We start from the raw sequence: 20,860 nt of genomic DNA on the forward strand, positions 1-20,860 counted from the left end.
GAAACTGTCAGGTTATGCGGCGACTCTCTGACCCGAAGAGACCGTCAGAGAAAGGCCCCGATGAACGCCATGAACGCCATCGACCCCCGCCCCGTCTACACCCGCGCCACCGAGCAGGCGGCGGCGCTCATCAAGACCGTACGTCCCGAGCAGCTGGCCGGACCGACTCCCTGTACCGAGTTCGACGTGCGCACGCTGCTCAGCCACATGGTCGGCGGCACCCTGCGCATCGCGGTGGTCGGCGAGGGCGGCGACGGGCTCGCCGTACGCCCGTTCATGGACGGCGTGGCCGACGACGACTGGACGGCCGTGTACGACGAGGTCCGCACCCGGGTCCTCAAGGCGTGGGCGGGCGACGACCGCATGGAGGCGCCGGTGCGCGTCCCCTGGGGCGAGGTCCCGGGCCGCGCGGCCCTGTCCGGCTACGTCATGGAACTGGTGACCCACACCTGGGACCTCTCCGAGTCCCTGGGCCACCCGCTCGAACTCGACCCGGAGCTGGCCGCCTTCGCCCTCGCCACCGCCCGCCGTGTTCTGCCCGACCCGCAGCGCGACGAGCAGACTCCCTTCGCCGACCTCCTGCCGGCCCCCGAAGGAGCCGACAGCTACAGCCAGTTGGCAGCCTGGCTGGGACGGGCTCCACTCAGCCGAGCCTGACCGCCCACCACGGTCCGCTTCTCGATCCCGCCCCCGCCGCCCCTACCCCTTCCCGTCCCCTGGGGGCTGCCGCCCCCAGACCCCCGCTTCGGCCTGAACGGCCTCGTCCTCAAACGCCGGACGGGCTGAAAAGATCAAACCCCGGCGGGCGGAAATCAGCCGCTCCCGGCAAAATCCAGCCCCTCCGGCGTTTGAGGAGCCGGGGTCCGGGGGCCGGCCCCCGGGTCGGGACGGGAAGGGGCGGCGGGGGCGAAAATCCTCTGGCCTGCGCAACCGGCCCCCGAAGAGGCCGGCGCCCGCGGGCAGAGTGCGTCCCGGCACCGGGGTGCAGGCCGCTCGCCCGGCCCCGGCGCAACCCGCGGCGCGCCTCGCTCAGCCGAGCCTCACGCGGGCCAGCTGGCGGGACTGAGCCACCAGGCGGTCGTTGCTGTCCCAGACCTCCGCGTCCTCCTCCAGGAAGCCGCCGGCCAGGTTGCGGGTGGTGATCGAGACGCGGAGGGGGCCGGGGGCCGGGCGGGAGCGGACGTGGACCGTGAGTTCCACCGTGGGCACCCAGCCCTTCAGGCCGAGTTCGAAGGCGGTGGGCGGGAGCGCGTCCACCGCAAGGAGGAGGGAGAGCGGGTCGGCGTCCCGGCCGTCCGCCAGGCCGAACCAGGCGCGCATCTCGCCCTTGCCCGAGGGGGCGCCCAGGGCCCAGCCCAGGGTCGACGGGTCGAGCTTGATCATCAGGCGGTCGGTGATCGCCGAGCTGCCATCCACGGGGGCCGGGCCGTCCTGGGGGCCGAAGCACTGGTCCATGGGCGGGAACGCCGGCGGTTGCGCCGTCGTCCGCACGTCGTCCGGCAGGGCGTCCAGGTCGCCGTAGGAGGCGAGGACACGGATGCGTTCCACCTCGCTGCCCTGCTCGTCGTACTGGAAGAGCGAGGCCTGGCCGGTCGACAGGGTGCGGCCCGTGCGTACGACGTCGGTGCGGACGACCGCCGGGCCCGGCTGGGACGCCGTCAGGTAGTGCGCCGAGATCGTGAACGGGTCGGCGTGCGGCAGGGCGTCCGCGAGGGCGCGACCGAGGACGGCCAGCAGATAGCCGCCGTTGACGGCGTTGATGATGGTCCAGCCGGCGGAGAGGTCGATGTCGTACACGCCGGGTGCGCGCGCGACGAGCGCGGTGTCCCGGTCGAACTCGCTGTCACCGATGGCGGCCCTGGTGGCCTGCGCGGAAGCTGCTTCTGGCATGCCTGAACCGTACAATGACAAACTACTAAGCGGTAGCTTTCCAGGTTACGGGCGCATGACACGTTCCATTCGGCCGCCGTCCTCCCGGGTGAGGTTCCGGCAATTTCTTGGTAAGTGTCCCCACTCGTCCTCAACCCCGGGGCACCTCTCCCCCTCTATGGGGACATGAGCCTCACCGGGACTCCGTTCCTCTACACGCTGATCGTGCTGTTCGCGATCGCCCTGATACTGCCGCTCGCCCTGTGGACGAGGATGCGCGGGCCGAGAGCGCTGCGCATGGCGGCCCGGACGCTGATGCTGCTGTTCGCCCAGGGGACGGCCGTCGCGTTGGTCTTCGTGTTCATCAACAACGCCAACAACCTCTACGACAACTGGGCCGACCTGCTCGGCACGGGCAACCATGTGCAGCAGGCGGCCAACCTGGGCGCCGACGGCACCGGCGGAATAGCGCTGAAACGGTTGCCCAGGGTCAAGCAGGACTTCACCCCGGCCACCGGACCGGGCATGCGCGGGGTGCGCGAGACCCAGCTCAAGGGCCGTGTCTCCGGCGTGAACGCCGAGGTCTACGTGTGGCTGCCGCCGCAGTACGACGAGCCCCGCTACCGCCACCACAAGTTCCCCGTGGTCGAGCTGCTCCCCGGCTACCCGGGCTCGGCGAAGGCCTGGTTCGGGTCGATGAAGGCGACCCAGCAGCTGGCCCCGCTGATGCGCAGCGGCCAGGTCGCGCCGTTCATCCTGGTCGCCCCGCGCACCAACCTGCTGGCCGGCGTGGACACCGGCTGCGCCAACATCCCGGGCCAGGTCAACGCCGACAGCTGGCTCAGCATCGACGTACCGAAGATGGTCATGGACAACTTCCGCGCCGAGCCCGGCCCCAAGGGCTGGGCGGTCGCCGGATACTCGGCCGGGGCGCACTGCGCGGTCAAGCTGGCCGTCGCGCACCCGAACCGCTACATGGCCGCGATCAGCATGTCCGGCTACAACGACCCGATCGGCGAACGCAATTCGCTCGCCTCGCAGAACCCGACGGTCCGGGCCGAGAACAACCCCTATCTGCTGCTGCGGAAGGCACCCACCCCGCCCCGGATCGCACTGTACGTCTCCGGCCAGCCGCGCGACGGCTACGAGGCCGGCGTCGCCCTCGAACAGATCGCGAAGGCGCCGACCACGGTGCATGTCATCTTCATCCCGAAGAGCGCGGGCGGCCACACCATGGCGCTGTGGAGGCCGCAGGTGGTCCCGTCGTTCCGCTGGCTGACCGTGGAGATGGGCCAACACCACGCGCGGGCCCGGAGCACTACTCCTCCCGCACCGTCGACCGGCGATTCCACGCACGCGGCGCTCGCCAGTGGTACTTCATCGCGAGCAGGCGCAACACGAAGGCGGTGACGACCGCGAGCCCGCTGGTGAACGGAGTCAGGGCGTCGTAGCGGAGGCACAGGACGGCCATGGTGGAGCCGACGATCGCTGGGACCGCGTACAGATCGCGGTCCCAGCGCAGCAGTGACGGCACCTCGTTGGCCAGGACGTCCCTGAGCACACCGCCGCCGACCGCGGTGGCGAGGCCGAGGGTCGCCGACTGGGTGAGGCCGAGCCCGTACTCGTACGCCTTGATCGTTCCGGCGACGCAGAACAGGCCGAGACCGGCCGCGTCGAAGACGTTGACGGCGACCTGGATGCGCTCGACGTGGGGGTGCAGGAAGACCACCATGAGAGCGGCGAGCAACGGGGTGATGAAGTAGCCCAGGTCCGTGAAGGCCGCCGGGGGCACGGCCCCGATGATCAGGTCCCGGAACAGCCCTCCGCCCAGCGCGGTGACCTCGGCGAGCACGGCGATGCCGAAGACGTCGAAGTTCTTGCGGACGGCCAGCAGCGCGCCGGAGATGGCGAACACGAAGATGCCGACGAGGTCGAGCGTGTGCTGGACGGAGGGGCTGAACAGTTGATGGAGCACCCCACATTCTTACTCGGGGGCCCGCACCGTCCTCACAGGGCCGGTTTGCCGGTGGTGTAGATCCACTTCTGGAACAGGTCGTCGAGGTTCTGTCCGGAGATCTTCTCGGCGAGCGCGATGAACTGCCCGGTGTTCGCGTTGCCGTAGCGGTGGATCCTGGTCCAGGCCGGCAGCAGCCTGAAGAACGCCTCGTCGCCGATGCGTTCGCGCAGCGTCTGGAGCGTCATCGCCCCGCGCTGGTAGACCGCGGAGGCGAACATGGTGTCGCGCTGCGGGTCGGCGACGGTGATCTGCCAGAAGGGGCTGTCGGCGGCGCGGGCGTTGTAGGCGGCCAGGAAGGAATCGTGGGCGCTGCGGGTGCCCTGGTGCTCGGCCCACAGCCACTGGGCGTAGGTGGCGAAGCCCTCGTTGAGCCAGACGTCCTTCCAGCGCTCGACCGAGACCGAGTCGCCGAACCACTGGTGGGCGAGCTCGTGCACGATCGTCGACTCGCTGCGCACGGCCGAGTACGCCGGCTTGCTCTGCACCTCCAGCGAGAACCCGGCCTGGGGCATGTCGTCGACGATCGCGCCGGTCTCCTCGAAGGGGTACGGCCCGAAGACCTGCGACCAGTAGTCGGTGGCCGCCGCGGTGACGGCGTACACGTCGACGTTGTTGCTGTTCGCGAGCACCGGGTCGATGGCGACGTAGATCGGGATCCCGGAAGGCGTGGTGCCCGTCTTCACGTCGAACTTCCCGATGGTGGCGGTCGCGAGATAGGTCGCCATGGGTTTCGACTCGCGCCAGTGGGTGTACGTCGTGTCGCCCTTGTCGTACGTCGAGACGAGACGGCCGTTGGAGACGCCGGTCAGCCCCTTGGGCGCCTTGATGCGGATGTCGTAGGTGGCCTTGTCGTCGGGGTGGTCGCTGGACGGGAACCAGGTGGAGGCGGCATTGGGTTCGCAGGCGACGAAGACGCCGTCGGGGGTCTTCATCCACCCGTAGTCGGAGCCGAAGATGATCGGGCCGTTGAGGGGTTCGGGGACACCGCCGTAGGTGACGGTGACCGTGAAGGTGTGCCCCTTGGGGAGCACTCCCTTCGGCGTGACGCGCAGTTCGTCGCCGTCCCGGGTGAACCCGGCGCGTCTGCCGTTCACTTCGACCGCGGTGACCTCCAGCTTCTGCAGGTCCAGGTCGAAGGAGGAGAGGGCCTGGGTGGCGCGGGCCGTGAGCGTCGTACGGCCGTCCAGGCGGTCGGTGTCCGGGTTGTACGCCACGTCGAGGGCGTAGTGGCGGGCGTCGAAGCCGCCGTTGCCGAGGTCGGGGAAGTAGGTGTCGCCGATGCCCGGAGCGCCCGGGGTGGGGGCGGAGGAGGCGGCTATGACGAAGAAGGAGGCCGCCGCGGTCGCGACGGCCCCTAAGCGTGCCGAACGGGAGAGTGCCATGGGTAGCCCCTTCGGTGCGTGGTCCGATCAGACGGATACGCCCGACTCTGCACTCCCCCTGATGGGCATGTACATGGCTTTACCAAGTCGTCATGCCTGTCGGGGAGTTGACTCCTGTCCGGTCCCGTAGTCGCGCGAATGCTCCGGCAGCCCGTTCGGACTGCCGGAGCATTCACCCTGACGGGTTCCGGGTTACTTCTCGCCGCCGGTTTCCGGCTTCCCGGACTCGGCGGCGGGCGCCGCTTCCGCGGGCTCCTCCGCCTCCGCGGGCTCCTCCGCTGCCACGTCTGCCTCGGTCTCGGTCTCGGCGGCGACCTCCGCCGCCACCGCCGCCGACGTCTCCGCCGACTCCGCGAGCACCTCGTCGGCGACCAGCTCGGCCGCCTCCTTGGCGACCGTCAGCAGGACGGTGTCCTGGGGCGCCTGGTCCTCGAAGTTCTCCGGGTGGTGGCAGGCGACCTGCTGGCCGGGCTTCAGCTCGACCAGCTTCGGCTCGGTCGTCTTACAGATCTCCGTCGCCTTCCAGCACCGCGTGTGGAAGCGGCAGCCGCTCGGCGGGGAGATCGGCGACGGCACGTCGCCCCGGAGCAGGATGCGCTCGCTCTTGGCGTGCTTGCGCTTCGGGTCCGGGATCGGCACCGCCGACATGAGCGCCTTGGTGTACGGGTGCATGGGCGCCCGGTACAGCGACTCACGGTCGGCCAGCTCGACGATCTTGCCGAGGTACATCACCGCGATCCGGTCCGAGACGTGCCGGACGACGGAGAGGTCGTGCGCGATGATCACGTACGTCAGGCCCAGCTCCTGCTGGAGGTCGTCGAGCAGGTTGACGACCTGCGCCTGGATCGACACGTCCAGCGCGGAGACCGGCTCGTCCGCCACGACCAGCTTCGGGTTCAGGGCGAGCGCGCGGGCGATGCCGATGCGCTGGCGCTGGCCGCCGGAGAACTCGTGCGGATAGCGGTTGTAGTGCTCGGGGTTGAGACCGACCACCGACAGCAGCCGCTGCACTTCCTTCTTGACGCCGCCCTCGGGCTTGACGCCCTGCAGCTTGAAGGGAGCGCCGACGATCGTGCCGATGGTGTGGCGCGGGTTCAGCGAGGAGTACGGGTCCTGGAAGATCATCTGCACATCGCGGCGCAGCGGACGCATGCCGCTCACCCCGAGGTGCGTGATGTCCTTGCCCTCGAACTCGACCGTGCCGCCGGTCGGTTCGAGCAGCCGGGTGATCAGCCGGCCCATCGTCGACTTGCCGCAGCCGGACTCGCCCACGACACCGAGGGTCTCGCCGGCCTTGACCTCGAAGTCGATGCCGTCGACCGCGTGCACCGCGCCGACCTGCCGCTGGAGCAGGCCCTTCTTGATCGGGAAGTGCTTCTGGAGCCCGGTCACCTTCAGCAGCGTTTCGCCGGGCGCGGCGTCCGCCTTGGTGACCAGGTCGCCTCGGCTCTGCGCAGGGATGCTCACTGCCTTGTCCTCGCTCACAGCTTCGGCGCAATCTCTTCGGTCCAGATACGCTCCCGCTGCTCCTGCGTCATGTGGCAGGCGGCCCAGTGCCGGCTGCCGACCTCGGTCAGCTCGGGGCGGACCGTGCGGGTGACGTTGTCCTTCGGGATGTCGGCGTACGGGCAGCGCGGGTTGAAGGCGCAGCCGGACGGGACGTTGATCAGGGAGGGCGGGGATCCCTTCACCGGGATCAGGCGCTCCTGCTGCTCGCGGTCCAGGCGCGGCATCGAACCGAGCAGGCCCCAGGTGTAGGGGTGGCGGGGCTCGTAGAACACCTTCTCCGCCGGACCGCGCTCGACGCAGCGGCCGCCGTACATCACCAGGATGTCGTCGGCGAGCTCGGCGACGACGCCCAGGTCGTGGGTGATGACGATGACCGCGGAGCCGAACTCCTTCTGCAGATCCCGGATCAGGTCGAGGATCTGCGCCTGGACGGTCACGTCCAGGGCGGTCGTCGGCTCGTCCGCGATGAGCAGTTCGGGGTTGTTGACCAGCGACATCGCAATCATCGCGCGCTGGCGCATACCGCCGGAGAACTCGTGCGGGTAGCTGTCCACCCGCTTGTCCGGCTGCGGGATGCCCACCCGGTCGAGCATCTCGACCGCACGGCGCTTGGCGGTCTTCTTGTCGACGTCGTGGTGGATGCGGTACGCCTCCACGATCTGCTGGCCGACCGTGTAGTACGGGTGCAGCGCGGACAGCGGATCCTGGAAGATCATCGCCATGTTCCGGCCGCGCAGCTTGCGCACCTCGCGCGGGTCGGCGCTCAGCAGCTCGGTGCCGTCCAGCCAGATCTCGCCGGAGATCTGCGCCTTGCGCTTGCCGTACTGGCCGGCCGTGTGCAGGCCCATGATGCCGAGCGAGGTCACCGACTTGCCGGAACCGGACTCGCCCACGATGCCGAGGGTCTTGCCCTTCTCCAGCTTGAAGGAGAGCCCGTCGACGGACTTGACCAGGCCGTCGTCGGTCGGGAAGTGCACCTTCAGATCGCGCACTTCCAGGAAGGAGGTCGGGGCCGGCGAGGCCGAGGTGGGTTCGCCCACGGCTGCTCCGGTCTTGCTGAGTTCGGTCATCCCAGCCTCACTCGCGGGTCGATGACGGCGTACAGAAGGTCGACGGCGAGGTTGGCGACGGCGATCGCAAGGGCCGCGAACAGGGTCACCCCGAGGATGACCGGCAGGTCGTGGCTGCTGATGGCCTGCACCGCGGCGAGGCCGAGTCCGGGAAGGTTGAAGGTGGACTCGGTCAGCACGGCACCGCCGAGCAGGGCACCCAGGTCCAGGCCGAAGACCGTGAGGATCGGGGTCATGGCGGAGCGCAGGGCGTGCCGTGTGATGACGGTGCGTTCGCCCAGGCCCTTGGCGCGGGCGGTGCGGACGTAGTCCTCACCGAGCACCTCGAGCATGGTGGCCCGGGTGAGCCGGGCGTACATCGCGGCGTTCAGCAGGGCCAGCACGATCCAGGGCAGCAGCAGGGTCTCGAACCAGGTGCCGATGGAGTCGCCGGTATTGAGGTCGTCCTGGATGTGGATCCAGCCGAAGCTGTGGACGAAGATGCCCATCGCCACCATGCCGGTGAAGAAGACCGGCAGCGACACACCGCCGAGGGCGCCGATCATCGCGGCGCGGTCCCAGATCGAGCCGCGCTTGAGCGCGGAGACGATACCGGCGGCGACACCGCCGACGAGCCACAGCACGCAGGCGCCGAGGGCGAGCGCGCCGGTCACCGGCATGGCCTCCTTGAGGGTGTCCCACACCGGCTTCTCGGTGACGAAGGAGTAGCCGAAGCAGGGGGCCGGGCAGTGGGTGACGTCGTTGCCGTTGGCGTAGTCACGGCCCAGCGGGATGGCCTTGACGAAATCCCAGAACTGCACGAACAGCGGCTGATCCAGGCCGAGCTTGGTGCGAATGCCTTCGATCTGTTCGGCCCCGGTGGCCTTGCCGGCGAAGAGGACGGCGATGTCCTGGCCCGCCCATTTGGGAAGCATGTAGAAGACGGTGAAGGTCGCGAGCAGGACGACCAGCACCATGATGAGTACGGCGAACAGGCGCCGGATGAGATAAACAAGCACTGTGCTCGGCCCGGCGGCGGCCGAAGGCCCCCTTGTGAGGAGCCTCCGGCCACCGCCCAGGCCATCACCTGCCCTTCGGACTGGCGGGTTTCGGCGGCAAGGGTCGGGTCACTTCAGGATGCGGCGACTACTTGACGACGCCCAGGGACACGTAGTCGTAGCGGCCGCTGTAGGCGGCGGACGAGTAGATGTTCGTCACGCGCGGACCGCGCCACGAGATGTTCTTCTCGTAGATGAACGGCATCCAGTCGGCGTTGTCGATGATCCGCTTGTTCAGCTGCTCGTACAACGACGTGGCCTTGGCCTTGTCGGTCGTGGCGATCGCATCGTCGAAGATCTTGTCGATCTGCGGGTCCTTGAGCTGCGACTCGTTGTAGTTGCCGTTCGGCACGAGGAAGCGGCTGTCGAACAGCGGCTGCGCGTAGCCCTGGCCGGTCGAGAAGTCCGGGCCCCAGCCGCTCATCACCATGCCGTAGCCGCGGTCCTTGGTGACCTTCGGCGAGCCGGTGATGCTGGAGGCCTGGGCACCGTCGATGGAGTCGACCTCCAGCTTGATGCCGACCTTGCCGAGAGCGTTCTGCAGGGCCTCGGCGGCGTCGACCTCACCCGGGTTGTTGGTCCGGGCAGTGATCTTGGTGGAGAACCCGCTCGGCTTACCGCACTGCTTCAGCTCGTCCTTCGCCTTGGCCACGTCCGGCTTGCCCTTGCGGGCGAGGATGCCGTACGGGTCGTAGTTGTTGTAGCCCGGGATCGACTTCGGGAAGATCGAGGTGGCGATGTCACCGCCGGCGACCGCGCCGCCACGGGTCTGCTGAAGGCTGGCGAAGTCGGTGCCGTAGAAGACGGCCTTGCGGCAGTGGACGTTGTCCAGCGGCTTCGCCGGGTGGACCAGGGCCACGTAACGGACGAAGGACGTCTGGATGTTGTCGATGTCCGCGCGGTGGTCCTCGACAGCGGTGACACGGCCCGACTGGGTCATGCCCGTGCCGTTGACGTCGATGTCGTAGTCGCCCTCCATCAGCTTCTTGTCGTTCTCCTCCAGGTTGGCGGAGACCGTCACCGTGATCTTGTCCGGGAGGGCCGGACGGATCGGGTCGGAGGCCTTGTTCCAGGCGGTGTTGCGGACCAGGACCGTGCTCTTGCCCGGGTTGTACGACTGGATCTTGTACGGGCCGGAGGAGAACGGGTGCTGGGTGTACTTGGCCCCCGTGTCCTTGCTCGCCTTCACCGGCGCGCCGCAGGGCATGGCGAGGAACTGCTCGAAGTCACCGTTGGGCTTGGGCAGGTGGAAGACGATGGTCTGGTCGTCGGGCGTCGAGATCGCCTTCAGGCCCAGCTTGTCCTTGGACGTGTCCTTGTACGGACCCTTGTACTCGCCCTTGGGGTCGAGCGTGTTCTTCAGATAGCCGGGACCGCCGGTGATGACGTCGGTCGCCCAGGCGCGCTCGATGCCGTACTTGATGTCCTTGGAGGTCAGCTTGGAGCCGTCCTCCCAGGTCAGTCCGGAACGCAGCTTGTAGGTGTAGGTCTTGCCGTCGCTCGACACCTGCCCGGGGCCGGTGGCGAGGTCGCCGACCAGCTTGTTGGACGCCGCGCCCGGCTTGGTGTCGTAGGTGACCAGGGTGCGGGCGTAGTACCGCGAGAAGTCCCAGCTCATGCCGTAGTACTGGCGCTGCGGGTCGAGGGAGTCGAAGTCCTGCTTGCCGATGAACTTCAGCGTCCCGCCCTTCTTGGTGGACGCGTTGACGACCTTGTTCAGAGCGGCGTTGTAGCCGGCTCCCTTGTCCTTGCTGTCATTGTCGCTGCCGCCGCCGCACGCAGTGGTGCTCACCAGCGCCGCGACAACGAGGGCCGCGCCAGCAGCGAGCCGCCGCTTCGGGAAACCTGTGGGCATTTTCTCGTAACCTCCGAGATTCGCGGTCCCGGCCTCGGCCGAAGAACCATGGAGAAGAGCCACCTGACGATGCGGCAGGGGCAGATCGTGGATCAGCGCGTTCCCTTGGGATCCAGCGCGTCGCGCAGGCCGTCACCGAAGAGGTTGAAGGCCAGGACGGTGATGAAGATCGTGACGCCCGGGAAGACCATGAACATCGGGTCGTGCTCGTAGGTCTGCAGCGCGTCGCGCAGCATGCCTCCCCAGGACGCGGTCGGCGGCCGGACACCCGCGCCGAGGAAGCTGAGGGCCGCCTCCGTGAGGATGTTGGTGGGGATCATCAGGGTCGCATAGACCAGGATCGGCGCGACCAGATTGGGCAGCAGTTCCTTGAACAGGATGTGCCGGCTGCCGCCGCCCAGGCTTCGCGCGGCCTCGACGTACTCGCGCTCCCTGAGGCTGAGTGTCTGCCCACGGACGATACGGCCCACGTACGGCCAGCCGAAGAAGCCGATGACCAGGACGAGTACGGCAACCCGCACGCCCGTGCCGGTCAGGCCCAGCAGATCGTCGGGCAGCACCGAGACGAGGGAGATGATGAACAGCAGCTGCGGGAAGGACAGGAACACGTCCATGATGCGGCTGATCAGCGAGTCGACCCAACCGCCGAAGTAGCCGGCGACGATACCGAACAGGGTGCCCAGCACCGTCGCCACCACGGCGGCGAGGAAGGCCACGAGGAGCGAGATGCGAGCGCCGTAGACGATGCGGCTGAAGACATCACGCCCCTTGTTGGGCTCGACGCCGAACAGGAAGTCGCCGCTCACACCGCCCCAGGCGCCCTGCGGGAGGTTGGTCAGGGGGTCCAGCTTGTCCTGGTGGAACTCGTTCGGGGGGTGGCCCAGCAGGGAGACGATCAGCGGGGCAAAGACGGCGACGAGCACAAGGAGGAGGACCGTCACACCGCCCGCCAGAGCCAGCTTGTCCTGCTTCAGGCGCCTCCAGGCGATCTGCTTCAGCGACCGGCCCTCGATCTTCCCGGCTCCCGCCTCCACGGGATCGGCAGACGCAGTCGGGTCCGCTTCCGCGGCCATGTCATGCAGTGGCGCCGTCATCTGGACAGGGACCCCTCTCAACCGGCGGTGGCCGGCCCACACTTGCCGCTGGTAGCGGCGCCAATCAATCCGTTTGCACACAGGGGCGTACCCCTTGAAGGGGGAGTCTTCAACGCTTGCGCAATCAGGTGCCAGCCTTGACGGCGAATGGATGCGCAACCGTGATGCAGGCTGCGGTTTCCCGTTATGCGGACAGCGAGTAGCGCCGACGGTACGCGAACTGACTGAAGCGCGATCCGCGTGACCTGAATCACAGCATGGAGATGGCTTGTCGGTTTTGGGTCTTTGGTCAACAACTGCCCGAGGCGCAAGTCGGGACATTCACTGCGAGTTGCTCGCGCGTTGACTCCTGCAAACGAGAGGAAATGAGCGTGCCTTGAGGCGGTGGGGCTCTCCCTTCCCCAATGCCATGGCAGCACACGGATGTTGAGACCTGCGCTCCTCATCGTTGATCCGACGCGCTCAGGGCGTGATGCACCTTTTGTGCAGTTGGTCGGGCGCAAAAGAACGGGGAATCCGACCACACGCAGGAGGTTCACCGCGAGCGGTGCGGCGCAGCACCAGCGCATCCGGCTGCACCACCTGGCCCGGAAGCAGACGGTGGCCAAGTACGGGTGGAGCGTTCCCGACTGCGCCAAGACGCGGGTCGTCTGGAAGCGCGAGGACGTATAGCGTCCGCGCGACTGCCCATCGACAGTCGCCGTGACGGCGCATGAAGCACAGGAACGGGACTCCGCACCGCGGGCGGGGTCCCGTTCTCGCTGTCCGGGCACCGCCGCCCGGGGCATGCGAGCAGGGCTTCGGCGCAGTCGCGTGACGTCCGATTCGCCGATGCCCCGGGTACGTCCCTGAAGCGGGATGTCTTTCCAGGGAAGGGACTTCGGCTGCCGGCGCGTACACCGCGTGGGTCTCGCGGGCACTGGCAGATCATCACGAACCGGGCATCAGGCGAATACGTCGAGGCCCCGCCTGTCACCCGATCAGGGGCCACGACTGAAAGTGCCGCGTGTTTGCCGATTCTTTTACCGATACCGACTGATTCTCTTACCGCTACCGGCTACGGCCTGTTGATGCTCCCGTATCAATTCCCTGAATTCTCCCTACCGGCAGGAAGGGGGGGAATTTACCTCAGGAGAACCTCAAATTTCGCCGGCACGCCTTGTCATGCGCACGGTTCTGCCTCTAGGTTTCCACTGCGCCCAACGGGGGTGCCATGAGAGAAAGAGCGGCAATGCGCAAGGTAGTTGGTCTGGCAACAGCACTTTCATCCACCGTTGCACTCACAGCCATCGTCGGGACGGGAACAGCTATGGCTGCCCCCCGGGGGTGCCCGCCGGACGTCGCTGTCGGCATCACCGCGCACCACACGCACTTCATCGGCAGTGCGAACAAGTTCAAGGACGGCAAGGGCGGCACCATCTCCGTGAGCGTGACCAAGGCGGGGACCCTGTCGGCCAGCATTTCCGCAGGGGCCGAGGTGTCCGTCTCTGACGTCATCGCCTCCGCCAAGGTTTCCGTAAACAGCACCATCACCAAATCCGTCGCCGTGACCGTCGGGCACACCTACTCGCACAACATCTCGTCGAACAAATACGGGCACGCGTGGTACGGCACGTGGGGATACAGCGTCGACTGGCAGAAGACCCGCGACAGGCCCGACTGCACGCAGCAGGTCCTGGACAGCGGGACCGCCATCCTTCCCGTCAAGGAAGTCGGCTGGCGGTACTGGGAAACCTCTTCCTGAACCCCCCAGCACAGCGCCGTGCCACGCGTGACGGCGCAACCCCGGCACCATCGCATTGGTGGTACTGGTGAAAGGCTGCAACGGGCCGACCACCCGTTGCCAGAACCTGTGGATGCGCGAGAGCGCGCCGAAGCAAGGCACAACGCGTGAGAACGGGACCCCGCACCGGTGCGGGGTCCCGTTTCCTTTGCTCTCGTGCTCAGTATCCGCCCCGCACCGGCGGGTAGCCGTACCCGCCCGCCGGAGCCTGGGCCGGAGCGGCCGCGTGGGCCTCGCGGTCGTAGAAGGGGCGGGCGCTCGCGCGCATCCACAGCGCCACGGGGTCGTACTCGTCCGACATCGCCACCGTCGACACCGGCAGTCCGTCCGGGACGGCGCCGATGGACTGCTGCATCATCGCCCGCACCGAGTCCACCGCGGGCGGGCTGGTGTCGTACACGTCGAGCCCGATGGCGAGGTACGGCGCCCCGAGCGCCGGCTGCACCCAGGCGCGGCGCAGCGAGCGGACGGCCGGGGTGCGGTGCGCGTTCTGCGCGAGCAGGGCGTAGAACTGCGGGATCTCGATCGTGGGTTCCGACATCCGCAGCGGTCCGGCCGCCTGGCGCTCCAGACCGGTGGCGATACGGCGGAGGTCCAGCCAGGGAATGCCCACGCCGCCGCCCGGGGCGTGCGGGTTGAGCCAGAGGCCGAAGTGGTCGGGGTACAGGGTCCGGGCGACGTCAAGGCCGTCGACCACCTCGTACGACCTGTTCCAGCCGCTGGCCGAGAGTTCCTGGGCGGAGGTGACGCACGGGGCGTAGCCGTAGCCGTCGACCTCCATGTTTCCGTACTGGGCGTCCGGGGAGCCCGCCTGGCCGTGCCACAGGAGCATCCAGACCTGGCCGGAGCCGGGGGTCGCGAGTGCGCGGAGGAGTGCCTCGTAGGCGTCGTAGCGCCCTGGCGTCACCTGGCGCAGCATGTTCTCGACCGTCCCGGTCGTGGTGCTGGCGCTCACGTGTGTGCCCCTTCTGGTGGTTGCCCCGCGTATGCCAACAGCTTAAGCGCCCGGGAGCTCGGGATTTGGTGGTCCGTTCCCCCTGGCAGCACTTACAGGTGATCCCTCGTGTAGAAGGGGCGCACCTGTTCGCGCATCCACATCGCCACCGGGTCGTCCGTCACGTCCAGGAGGACCAGGTTGACCGGCCACTGGGTGGGGATCCTGGTGATGGCGCGGCTCAGGGCCTCCAGGGGGAGGGCTCTGATGTCACCCTCCCGCTGGGAGAGTTCGACGCCCACGAACATCACCGGGTCCGCCGTCTCGACGGCGGCGAGGCAGCGGCGGGCCGTGACGACCACGCCCGTCTCGGCGAACTCGGCGGAGGCCGCGGCGAGGAAGTCGATCGGGTCGTCCTGCCAGTCCGGCTCGAAGAGCTTGACCCGGCCGCCGGAGGCGGGGCCGTCCAGCGGGGTGCGGCCCACGCGGCAGAGTTCGGCGACGGCGGCCGGCGGGAGCGGAATGCCGATCACGCCGTCCGGGTTCACGGCGAGACCGACCTGCGGGGGCAGTCCGCGGGCGAAGTCGACGGCCGGGGCGATCGTGTACGCCATGTGGGAGCCGACGACCTGCCGGAACTGCTCCTCGGAGCTGAAGACCGGCACAAAGGCCTGGCCCTCGATCTCCAGCGTGGGCAGGTCGAGGGGGCCGCTGTTCAGGTCACCGCCGTTCGGCAGCGGCACCCAGAGGAAGCTGCGGCCGAGCACCTCGAGGATCCGGCCGCCGGCCGAGGGTATGCCGAGGGAGGCCGACAGCACCTCCTCCAGCTCGTTGCCGGGCCATCCGCCGTGCGGATGGGGGTGCGCCTGCATGGGAAAGTCCGCGGGGAGATCCGCTGCGAAGTCCATCTGTGTCCGACCGCCTGCTGAGAACCACTGCTGTGGCTGGAAAGGCTAGCGGGTGGGGCGGACAAAGGGGGTGGTCCGTGCGTCAGCCCGCGAAACCGATTCTGCGCAGCACGTCCGCCGCGTCCCGGTCCAGCAGCACCGCCGAGCCGACGCCCTCGGGCAGGTCCCCCCGCTCCACCGCGCGGATCAGCCGGGCCGCTGCCGTGCGGTGGCGCAGGAAGGCGTAGCGCGAGACGCCGCGGCCGCGCTCGCGCTGGCCGTCCAGGGCCGTGCCGGGCGTGACGTCGAGCAGCAGCAGATGAAGGGTGCCGCCGCGGCGGCGGGCCTCGCGCGCCAGCCAGCCGCGCACCCAGGCCTGCGTACCGCAGTCGTGCACCACGACCCCTTCGCCGCTGCGCAGGGCGCGGCGCAGTCCGGCGTAGTGGGCGAGGCGGACGAGGGGGCGGTAGACCCCGTAGGGCAGGAAGCGGGGCGTGCGGGCCTCCCAGCGGTCGCGGGCGTCCTGGGAGTCGATGCGGAGGCCGCGGACCGCGCGCTCCATCAGCGTGGACTTGCCGCTGCCGGGCAGGCCGGTGACCACCACGAGGTCACGGGGGCCGAAGAGCAGGGCGTGCGGGCTGTGCCCCGAGCGGTCGCGCAGGTCGCGGACCACGGGTGCCGTGCGGGTCCCCCCGCGCGAGCGCAGCCGAGCGTGGGGGCCGCGTGCGTCCCCGGCCGGCGCCACGGGCTGCTCGGGCAGCGCGACGGCCGAAGTCGTGGCGTACACCGTGGTCCTGTTCACCGTGATCGTCCTCCCTGCGGGGTCAGGAAAGGTTCTCCCCATCTAATGTAAAGAGAAGGTAATGCACGATCTCTCGCGGTTCCGTTCGGTTCCGGCCACAGCCCAGTTACAAGATGGGGCCCTGCCGCAGACGGACGAGGCGTGCAATGATGTGCGCGCCAACTGCATACCGGCCGCTTGAATCCGCGCGGGAGAGTCCCCGGCAGTACGTCTGTGTCGCTGGGGCGCCGAAGGAGCAAGTCCCTCCCTTGAATCTCTCAGGCCCCGTTACCGCGCGGGCGAGGCACATCTGAAAAGCGGGCCACCGGATCCGGTGGTCCCACCCAAGGTGCAAGCCATGACTTCATGGCGAACCTCTCAGGTTCCGATGACAGATGGGGAGGAACGACCTCGCCCGTCTGCATTCGCCCTGGGAGACGACCGTCCGATGAGCAGCACCGCACCCCGTCACACCGCGCTCGATGCCCTGCATCGCTCGCTCGGTGCGACGATGACCGACTTCGCCGGCTGGGACATGCCCCTGCGCTACGGCTCCGAGCGCGACGAGCACCTCGCCGTACGCACGAAGGCCGGGCTCTTCGACCTCTCCCACATGGGCGAGATCACCGTCACCGGCCCGCAGGCCGCCCAGCTCCTGAACTTCGCCCTGGTCGGCAACATCGCCTCCGTCGGCGTCGGCCGCGCCCGCTACACCATGATCTGCCGGGCCGACGGCGGCATCCTGGACGACCTGATCGTCTACCGGCTCGGCGAGACCGAATACATGGTCGTCGCCAACGCCTCCAACGCCCAGGTGGTGCTGGACGCGCTGGTGGAGCGTTCGGCCGGCTTCGACGCCGAGGTGCGCGACGACCGGGACAACTACGCGCTGATCGCCGTGCAGGGCCCCGAGTCCCCCGGCATCCTGAAGTCGCTCACCGACGCCGACCTCGACGGCCTCAAGTACTACGCCGGCCTGCCCGGCACCGTCGCCGGCGTCCCCGCCCTCATCGCCCGCACCGGCTACACCGGCGAGGACGGCTTCGAGCTCTTCGTCGCCCCCGGTGACGCGGAGAAGCTGTGGCAGGCGCTGACCGAGGCGGGAGCGCCCCTCGGGCTGGTGCCCTGCGGGCTGTCCTGCCGCGACACCCTGCGCCTGGAGGCGGGCATGCCGCTGTACGGGCACGAACTGTCCACCTCGCTCACGCCGTTCGACGCCGGGCTCGGCCGGGTGGTGAAGTTCGAGAAGGAGGGCGACTTCGTGGGGCGCGAGGCGCTCCAGGAAGCGGCCGCCAGGGCTGCGGAGAACCCGCCGCGCGTCCTCGTCGGCCTGGTCGCCGAGGGCCGTCGGGTCCCGCGCGCCGGGTACGCCGTCGTCGCGGGCGGCGAGGTGATCGGTGAGGTCACCTCCGGTGCCCCCTCCCCCACGCTGGGCAAGCCGATCGCGATGGCGTACGTCGACGCGGCGCATGCGGCGCCCGGCACCGAGGGTGTCGGCGTGGACATCCGGGGCAGCCACGAGCCGTACGAGGTCGTGGCGCTGCCGTTCTACAAGCGCCAGAAGTAGACACTGACCGAGACTGGGCGAGGGGGCGCCGTCCCCGGACGTGACCCCGCGCACATTTTCGCTGCTCACACGCGTTTTCAGCAGTCCCCGATTCATCAGCACTCCACCGCGTACAGGAGAATTCAGGCCATGAGCAACCCCCAGCAGCTGCGTTACAGCAAGGAGCACGAGTGGCTGTCGGCCGCCGAGGACGGTGTCTCGACGGTCGGCATCACGGAGTTCGCGGCCAACGCGCTCGGCGATGTCGTCTACGCCCAGCTTCCCGAGGTGGGCTCCGCCGTGACCGCGGGCGAGACCTGCGGCGAGCTGGAGTCGACCAAGTCGGTCAGCGATCTGTACTCCCCCGTCACCGGTGAGGTCACCGAGATCAACGAGGACGTGGTGAACGACCCGTCCCTGGTCAACTCGGCCCCCTTCGAGGGCGGTTGGCTCTTCAAGGTCCGCGTCACGGAGGAGCCGGCCGATCTGCTCTCCGCCGACGAGTACACCGCCCAGAACGCCGGCTGAGGAGCCGTAGACGCATGTCCGTACTGAACACGCCCCTGCACGAGCTCGACCCGGACATCGCCGCCGCGGTCGACGCCGAGCTGCACCGCCAGCAGTCGACGCTCGAGATGATCGCCTCGGAGAACTTCGCGCCGCTGGCGGTGATGGAGGCCCAGGGCTCGGTCCTGACCAACAAGTACGCCGAGGGATATCCGGGCCGGCGCTACTACGGCGGCTGCGAGCACGTGGACGTCGCCGAGCAGATCGCCATCGACCGGGTCAAGGAGCTGTTCGGCGCCGAGTACGCCAACGTGCAGCCGCACTCGGGTGCCTCCGCCAACCAGGCCGCGCTGTTCGCGCTGGCCCAGCCCGGCGACACCATCCTGGGCCTGGACCTGGCACACGGCGGCCACCTCACCCACGGGATGCGGCTGAACTTCTCCGGCAAGCAGTTCAACGTGGTCGCCTACCACGTGGACCCGGCGACGGGGCTGGTCGACATGGCCGAGCTGGAGAAGCTGGCCAAGGAGCACCGCCCGAAGGTGATCATCGCGGGCTGGTCGGCGTATCCGCGGCAGCTGGACTTCGCCGAGTTCCGCCGGATCGCCGACGAGGTCGAGGCGTACCTGTGGGTCGACATGGCGCACTTCGCGGGCCTGGTCGCGGCCGGGCTGCACCCCAACCCGGTGCCGTACGCCGATGTCGTGACCTCCACCACGCACAAGACGCTGGGCGGCCCGCGAGGCGGCATCATCCTCGCGAAGCAGGACTTCGCGAAGAAGCTGAACTCCTCGGTCTTCCCGGGCTTCCAGGGCGGCCCGCTGGAGCATGTGATCGCGGCGAAGGCGGTCTCCTTCAAGGTCGCCGCGAGCGAGGACTTCAAGGAGCGGCAGCGGCGTACGGTGGAGGGTGCGCGCATCCTGGCCGAGCGGCTGACGGCGGCGGATGCCCGCGAGGCCGGGGTGAACGTGCTGTCCGGCGGCACGGATGTGCACCTGATCCTGGTCGACCTGCGCGAGTCCGCGCTGGACGGGCAGCAGGCCGAGGACCGGCTGCACGAGGTCGGCATCACGGTCAACCGCAACGCCGTCCCGAACGACCCGCGCCCGCCGATGGTCACCTCGGGGCTGCGGATCGGCACCCCGGCGCTGGCCACCCGCGGCTTCACCGCGGAGGACTTCGCCGAGGTCGCGGACGTCATCGCCGAGGCGCTGAAGCCGTCGTACGACGTCGAGGCGCTCAAGGCCCGGGTCAAGGCGCTTGCCGACAAGCATCCGCTGTACCCCGGTCTGAACAAGTAGTTCCCCGGTGGGGGCACCCGACGACGTGTGCCCCCACCCTTTTCGGAGGAGTTCCCGTGGCCATCTCGGTCTTCGACCTGTTCTCGATCGGCATAGGCCCGTCGAGCTCCCACACGGTGGGACCGATGCGCGCGGCCCGCATGTTCGCGCGACGTCTGCGGGGCGAGGAGCTGCTGGGCTCCGTCGCGTCCGTCCGTGCCGAGCTGTACGGCTCCCTCGGCGCGACCGGCCACGGCCACGGCACCCCCAAGGCGGTGCTGCTCGGCCTGGAGGGCGCCTCGCCGCGGACGGTGGACGTGGAGACGGCGGACGAGAGGGTGGCGGCGATCAAGTCGTCCGGCCGGATCCGGCTCCTCGACGAGCACGAGATCCCGTTCTCCTTCGACGACGACCTGAAACTGCACCGCCGCAAGGCCCTCCCGTACCACGCGAACGGCATGACCCTGTGGGCGTTCGACGCCTCGGGCACGGAGCTGCTGTCGAAGACGTACTACTCGGTGGGCGGCGGCTTCGTCGTCGACGAGGACGCGGTCGGCCAGGACCGCATCAAGCTGGACGACACGGTGCTGAAGTACCCCTTCCGCACGGGCGACGAGCTGCTGCGCCTGACGAAGGAGACGGGCCTTTCCATCTCCGCCCTGATGCTGGAGAACGAGCGGGCCTGGCGCACCGAGGACGAGGTCCGCTCGGGGCTCCTCGACATCTGGCGGGTCATGCAGGCGTGCGTATCCCGTGGCATGTCCCGTGAGGGCATCCTGCCCGGCGGTCTGAAGGTGCGGCGCCGGGCCGCGCTCTCCGCGCGCCAACTCCGCGCCGAGGGCGACCCGTTGGCGCACGCCATGGAGTGGATCACGCTCTACGCGATGGCGGTGAACGAGGAGAACGCGGCGGGCGGCCGCGTGGTGACCGCCCCGACGAACGGCGCCGCGGGCATCATCCCGGCGGTCCTGCACTACTACATCAACTTCGTGCCGGGCGCCGACGAGGACGGAGTCGTCCGCTTCCTGCTGGCCGCGGGCGCCATCGGCATGCTCTTCAAGGAGAACGCCTCCATCTCCGGCGCCGAGGTCGGCTGCCAGGGCGAGGTCGGCTCGGCCTGCTCGATGGCCGCGGGCGCGCTCGCGGAGGTGCTGGGCGGCTCTCCCGAACAGGTCGAGAACGCCGCCGAGATCGGCATGGAACACAACCTCGGCCTCACCTGCGACCCGGTCGGCGGCCTGGTCCAGATCCCCTGCATCGAGCGCAACGGCATGGCCGCGGTCAAGGCGGTCACCGCGGCCCGGATGGC

Annotated in this window: 19 protein-coding genes and 2 riboswitches; of the genes, 8 read left to right on the top strand and 11 right to left on the bottom strand. The window is 68.9% G+C overall.

Features of this window, described 5'->3' with window-relative positions; all coding sequences use genetic code 11:
• The first annotated feature begins 60 nt into the window (after positions 1–60).
• Positions 61–657, top strand: a complete 597-nt coding sequence (locus ACWC1K_RS37915) for a TIGR03086 family metal-binding protein (protein ID WP_450837450.1) — start codon at positions 61–63, stop codon at positions 655–657.
• A gap of 372 nt (positions 658–1,029) precedes the next feature.
• Here ACWC1K_RS37915 and ACWC1K_RS37920 read toward each other — a convergent pair whose 3' ends face one another.
• On the bottom strand, positions 1,030–1,890 hold the full coding sequence (locus ACWC1K_RS37920) for a thioesterase family protein (protein ID WP_450837452.1): 861 nt from the start codon (positions 1,888–1,890) through the stop codon (positions 1,030–1,032).
• 165 nt (positions 1,891–2,055) lie between these two features.
• Between ACWC1K_RS37920 and ACWC1K_RS37925 the strand changes: the two genes are divergently transcribed.
• Positions 2,056–3,279 carry an alpha/beta hydrolase gene (locus tag ACWC1K_RS37925; RefSeq protein ID WP_450837454.1) on the top strand — a complete coding sequence of 408 codons (1,224 nt, stop codon included), beginning with the start codon at positions 2,056–2,058 and terminating at the stop codon, positions 3,277–3,279.
• Here the strand turns inward: ACWC1K_RS37925 and ACWC1K_RS37930 are convergent.
• From ACWC1K_RS37930 to ACWC1K_RS37960, 7 genes are all read right to left on the bottom strand, one after another.
• A complete protein-coding gene (locus ACWC1K_RS37930; protein ID WP_450837455.1) occupies positions 3,188–3,844 on the bottom strand; it encodes a trimeric intracellular cation channel family protein in 657 nt (218 codons plus the stop codon). The genes ACWC1K_RS37925 and ACWC1K_RS37930 overlap by 92 nt on opposite strands.
• 32 nt (positions 3,845–3,876) lie before the next feature.
• On the bottom strand, positions 3,877–5,268 hold the full coding sequence (locus ACWC1K_RS37935; protein ID WP_450837456.1) for a M1 family metallopeptidase: 1,392 nt from the start codon (positions 5,266–5,268) through the stop codon (positions 3,877–3,879).
• 192 nt (positions 5,269–5,460) lie between these two features.
• Positions 5,461–6,735, bottom strand: a complete 1,275-nt coding sequence (locus ACWC1K_RS37940) for an ABC transporter ATP-binding protein (protein ID WP_450837457.1) — start codon at positions 6,733–6,735, stop codon at positions 5,461–5,463.
• A gap of 14 nt (positions 6,736–6,749) precedes the next feature.
• Complete coding sequence (locus ACWC1K_RS37945; RefSeq protein WP_450837459.1) at positions 6,750–7,847, bottom strand: ABC transporter ATP-binding protein; 1,098 nt, start codon at positions 7,845–7,847, stop codon at positions 6,750–6,752.
• A complete protein-coding gene (locus ACWC1K_RS37950) occupies positions 7,844–8,845 on the bottom strand; it encodes an ABC transporter permease (RefSeq protein WP_450837460.1) in 1,002 nt (333 codons plus the stop codon). Before ACWC1K_RS37950 ends, ACWC1K_RS37945 begins: the two co-directional genes overlap by 4 nt.
• A 127-nt stretch (positions 8,846–8,972) precedes the next feature.
• The gene (locus tag ACWC1K_RS37955) at positions 8,973–10,739 is read right to left on the bottom strand and encodes an ABC transporter substrate-binding protein (protein ID WP_450837461.1); all 1,767 of its coding nucleotides are present in this window, start codon (positions 10,737–10,739) and stop codon (positions 8,973–8,975) included.
• Positions 10,740–10,831: 92 nt separating this feature from the next.
• Complete coding sequence (locus tag ACWC1K_RS37960) at positions 10,832–11,833, bottom strand: ABC transporter permease (protein WP_450837462.1); 1,002 nt, start codon at positions 11,831–11,833, stop codon at positions 10,832–10,834.
• 483 nt (positions 11,834–12,316) lie between these two features.
• On the opposite strand from ACWC1K_RS37960, the gene ACWC1K_RS37965 reads away from it, so the two are divergent.
• On the top strand, positions 12,317–12,505 hold the full coding sequence (locus tag ACWC1K_RS37965; RefSeq protein WP_450837463.1) for a hypothetical protein: 189 nt from the start codon (positions 12,317–12,319) through the stop codon (positions 12,503–12,505).
• 559 nt (positions 12,506–13,064) lie between these two features.
• Positions 13,065–13,577 carry a hypothetical protein gene (locus ACWC1K_RS37970; protein WP_450837464.1) on the top strand — a complete coding sequence of 171 codons (513 nt, stop codon included), beginning with the start codon at positions 13,065–13,067 and terminating at the stop codon, positions 13,575–13,577.
• A gap of 199 nt (positions 13,578–13,776) precedes the next feature.
• Here the strand turns inward: ACWC1K_RS37970 and ACWC1K_RS37975 are convergent, their stop codons facing one another.
• From ACWC1K_RS37975 to ACWC1K_RS37985, 3 genes are all read right to left on the bottom strand, one after another.
• Entirely contained in the window at positions 13,777–14,571 is a 795-nt protein-coding gene (locus ACWC1K_RS37975; RefSeq protein WP_450837465.1) for an enhanced serine sensitivity protein SseB C-terminal domain-containing protein, read from the bottom strand.
• 92 nt (positions 14,572–14,663) lie between these two features.
• On the bottom strand, positions 14,664–15,458 hold the full coding sequence (locus ACWC1K_RS37980) for an enhanced serine sensitivity protein SseB (RefSeq protein ID WP_450837466.1): 795 nt from the start codon (positions 15,456–15,458) through the stop codon (positions 14,664–14,666).
• 82 nt (positions 15,459–15,540) lie between these two features.
• Complete coding sequence (locus ACWC1K_RS37985) at positions 15,541–16,245, bottom strand: AAA family ATPase (protein WP_450837472.1); 705 nt, start codon at positions 16,243–16,245, stop codon at positions 15,541–15,543.
• A gap of 172 nt (positions 16,246–16,417) precedes the next feature.
• A riboswitch (glycine riboswitch) is annotated at positions 16,418–16,522 on the top strand.
• A riboswitch (glycine riboswitch) is annotated at positions 16,523–16,623 on the top strand.
• Between the two features lie 43 nt (positions 16,624–16,666).
• Here ACWC1K_RS37985 and gcvT point away from each other — a divergent pair.
• The 4 genes from gcvT to ACWC1K_RS38005 form a co-directional block, all read left to right on the top strand.
• Complete coding sequence (gcvT, locus tag ACWC1K_RS37990; protein ID WP_450837467.1) at positions 16,667–17,785, top strand: glycine cleavage system aminomethyltransferase GcvT; 1,119 nt, start codon at positions 16,667–16,669, stop codon at positions 17,783–17,785.
• 129 nt (positions 17,786–17,914) lie between these two features.
• Entirely contained in the window at positions 17,915–18,292 is a 378-nt protein-coding gene (gene gcvH / locus ACWC1K_RS37995; protein WP_099931447.1) for a glycine cleavage system protein GcvH, read from the top strand.
• Between the two features lie 14 nt (positions 18,293–18,306).
• Positions 18,307–19,572 carry a serine hydroxymethyltransferase gene (gene glyA, locus ACWC1K_RS38000; RefSeq protein ID WP_450837468.1) on the top strand — a complete coding sequence of 422 codons (1,266 nt, stop codon included), beginning with the start codon at positions 18,307–18,309 and terminating at the stop codon, positions 19,570–19,572.
• Positions 19,573–19,628: 56 nt separating this feature from the next.
• Positions 19,629–20,860, top strand: a 1,232-nt coding sequence (locus ACWC1K_RS38005; protein ID WP_450837469.1) for an L-serine ammonia-lyase, incomplete at its 3' end; no start/stop codon positions are given.

The organism is Streptomyces sp. NPDC001492 (assembly GCF_053597275.1).

Excerpts from the sequence above, each read along its gene's own strand:
- ACWC1K_RS37915 (WP_450837450.1), top strand. The coding sequence starts at position 61 with ATGAACGCCATGAACGCCATCGACCCCCGCCCCGTCTACACCCGCGCC.
- ACWC1K_RS37920 (WP_450837452.1), bottom strand. The coding sequence starts at position 1,890 with ATGCCAGAAGCAGCTTCCGCGCAGGCCACCAGGGCCGCCATCGGTGAC.
- ACWC1K_RS37925 (WP_450837454.1), top strand. The coding sequence starts at position 2,056 with ATGAGCCTCACCGGGACTCCGTTCCTCTACACGCTGATCGTGCTGTTC.
- ACWC1K_RS37935 (WP_450837456.1), bottom strand. The coding sequence starts at position 5,268 with ATGGCACTCTCCCGTTCGGCACGCTTAGGGGCCGTCGCGACCGCGGCG.
- ACWC1K_RS37945 (WP_450837459.1), bottom strand. The coding sequence starts at position 7,847 with ATGACCGAACTCAGCAAGACCGGAGCAGCCGTGGGCGAACCCACCTCG.
- ACWC1K_RS37955 (WP_450837461.1), bottom strand. The coding sequence starts at position 10,739 with ATGCCCACAGGTTTCCCGAAGCGGCGGCTCGCTGCTGGCGCGGCCCTC.
- ACWC1K_RS37960 (WP_450837462.1), bottom strand. The coding sequence starts at position 11,833 with ATGACGGCGCCACTGCATGACATGGCCGCGGAAGCGGACCCGACTGCG.
- ACWC1K_RS37970 (WP_450837464.1), top strand. The coding sequence starts at position 13,065 with ATGCGCAAGGTAGTTGGTCTGGCAACAGCACTTTCATCCACCGTTGCA.
- ACWC1K_RS37980 (WP_450837466.1), bottom strand. The coding sequence starts at position 15,458 with ATGGACTTCGCAGCGGATCTCCCCGCGGACTTTCCCATGCAGGCGCAC.
- gcvT (WP_450837467.1), top strand. The coding sequence starts at position 16,667 with ATGAGCAGCACCGCACCCCGTCACACCGCGCTCGATGCCCTGCATCGC.
- gcvH (WP_099931447.1), top strand. The coding sequence starts at position 17,915 with ATGAGCAACCCCCAGCAGCTGCGTTACAGCAAGGAGCACGAGTGGCTG.
- glyA (WP_450837468.1), top strand. The coding sequence starts at position 18,307 with ATGTCCGTACTGAACACGCCCCTGCACGAGCTCGACCCGGACATCGCC.